General features: G+C 72.0%; 2 protein-coding genes. One reads left to right on the top strand and one right to left on the bottom strand.

The features are described 5' to 3' along the window. Positions 1-93 precede the first annotated feature (93 nt). Positions 94-756 carry a bifunctional DNA primase/polymerase gene (locus AOK24_RS40560; protein WP_107104164.1) on the bottom strand — a complete coding sequence of 221 codons (663 nt, stop codon included), beginning with the start codon at positions 754-756 and terminating at the stop codon, positions 94-96. Positions 757-1,180: 424 nt separating this feature from the next. Here AOK24_RS40560 and AOK24_RS40555 point away from each other — a divergent pair. After that, positions 1,181-2,272, top strand: a 1,092-nt coding sequence (locus AOK24_RS40555) for an NsdA family TPR-like regulatory protein (RefSeq protein ID WP_055724913.1), incomplete at its 3' end; no start/stop codon positions are given.

The raw sequence follows: 2,272 nt of genomic DNA, 5'->3' as shown, positions 1-2,272 counted from the left end.
GGCCCGACGAGCCGGAGGTCCCCGCCTCGGCGTGGACCTCCGGCTCGTCGGGCCCGACCAGTTCGCATGGACACCCTGGTGACAGGACCGGGGTTACCGGTCCCGCCCGCACGCGTAGGCAAGCGGTGAGATCAGCTCCTCCGCGTCGGGGAGCCAACGGTTCGCGGCGGTGGGACGGCAGGCCCACTGGACGGCGCGGGAGCCGAGACGGGTCGGCGGAGCGGCGACGTAGGAGCCCTCCCCGAGGACGTCGAGGTCGAGCGCGCCGATCGACCAGCCGATGCGCCGCAGCAGGTCGGGAACCTTGACCGAGGCCCCGGGAAGGACGAAGAACTGCATGCGTCCGTCGGGCGAGAGGGTCACGGGCCCGAGCGTCAGCTCCATCCGCTCCATCCGCGCGAGCGCGAGGAACCCCGCGGTCTCGGGCACGGAGATCGCGTCGAAGGTGCGCCCGGTCGGCAGCAGGATGGACGCGGAGGGCTGCTTCTGCCACATCCTGCGGGCGACGGTCGCACTCCCCGTCGCCTGGGACGCCCAGTCGGGGCGCACGGGATGTGCGCCGGGAGCGGCACACTTGGCGTCACCGCAGGAGCAGCGCTGCACTCCGTCGACGGCTTCCAGCCAGGTGCCGGAGAACACGTCCCAATGGCGCTCCTCGGCATAGCGGACGGCGGTTTCCAGCAGCGTTTCCCCGCGCTGCTTCGGGATTTGGGTGGCTTCGGCGACGCCGGCAATGGTCTCTTCCACGGTGAGCACAACTCTAGCGGTCACGAGGGGTTACGCGTGCCCGAAAGCTCGGGCGGAAGCGGGGTCCAGGGCAGCTCTGACGGATGTTCAAGTGCGCGGGGGAGAGCACCGGTTCGGCCTTCGGGGCGCATGGGTGCACGTCCGGGGGCGCGGGGCAGGAAAGCGCCGCGGAACGGGTAGTCACAAACCGGGGGGAACGGGGAGTCACGTCCAGGGCAGCGCTCTGTTCAAGTCCAGCCCGCCACCCCGGCAATCCTCGCAAGTCCCGCATTTTCGTCAGGTCAGCGGGGCACTGATCTTCACGGCCGGATTTTTTCGGTTACGGGTCCGGATCCTGAACAGCCGGACCCGAGGACGACCAACCCGGAGCCGACCGGTGGAAGACACGTCAACTCGGTGCGTGGCAGGCACCGCAGCCACAGGGGGTTACGCCATGGCCGCAAGGCCGCTTGTCGCGCGGCAGCCGAACGAACGGTTGCAGGCGCTCATCCAGGAGGCGGGGTGCTCGAACGCCGGGCTCGCCCGCCGGGTCAACATGTGCGGGGCGGAGCACGGCCTCGACCTGCGCTACGACAAGACGTCCGTCGCCCGCTGGCTGCGCGGACAGCAACCGCGGGGCCGCGCACCGGCGATCATCGCCGAGGCGCTGGGCCGCAAACTCGGCCGTACGGTCACGATCGACGAGATCGGCATGGCCAACGGCAAGAACCTCGCCTCGGGCGTCGGCCTCCAGTTCTCCCCGACGGTCCTCGGCGCGATCGAGCAGGTCTGCGAGCTGTGGCGCAGCGACGTGGGCCGGCGCGACTTCCTCTCGGGCTCCTCGGTCGCCGCCTCGGCGCTCGTCGAACCCAGCCGCGACTGGCTGATCTCCGCGCCGGACGCGCAGGTCGCCCGTACCGCCGGTCCGCGCGTGGGCCAGTCCGACGTCGCCGCCGTCCGCGCGATGACGCAGGCCCTCGTCGACCTCGACCACCAGTACGGCAGCGGGCACGTGCGCCCCGTCGTCGTCCACTACCTCAACAGCGTCGTCTCCGGACTGCTCGCCGGCTCCTACCGGGAGGCGGTGGGGCGGGACTTGTTCGCGGCGGTCGCCCGACTCACCGAGCTGGCCGGGTACATGGCCGTCGACACGGGCCAACCGGGCCTCGCCCAGCGGTACTACATCCAGTCGCTGCGGCTCGCGCAGGCGGCGGGGGACAGAGGCTACGGCGGGTACGTCCTGGCCGCGTCCATGAGCCACCTCGCCGCCCAGCTCGGAAACCCGCGCGAGATCGCCCAGTTGGCGCGCGCCGCGCAGGAAGGGGCGCGCGGGCGCGTCACCCCGCGCGCGGAGTCGATGTTCCACGCCGCCGAGGCCCGCGGCCACGCCCTGCTCGGCGACGTACGCGCCGCCCAGCTCTCCTCCTCCCGCGCCCTGTCCGCGCTGGAGGCCGCCGACACCGACACCGGGGACGACCCGCCCTGGATCGCCCACTTCGACGAGGCGTACCTCGCCGACGAACTCGCCCACTGCCACCGCGACCTC

It is taken from the genome of Streptomyces niveiscabiei (genome assembly GCF_001419795.1).
Taxonomy (GTDB): Bacteria; Actinomycetota; Actinomycetes; order Streptomycetales; family Streptomycetaceae; genus Streptomyces; species Streptomyces niveiscabiei.
The sequence above is the reverse complement of the archived record's forward strand: the minus strand, read 5'-3'. Positions and strand labels throughout refer to the sequence as shown.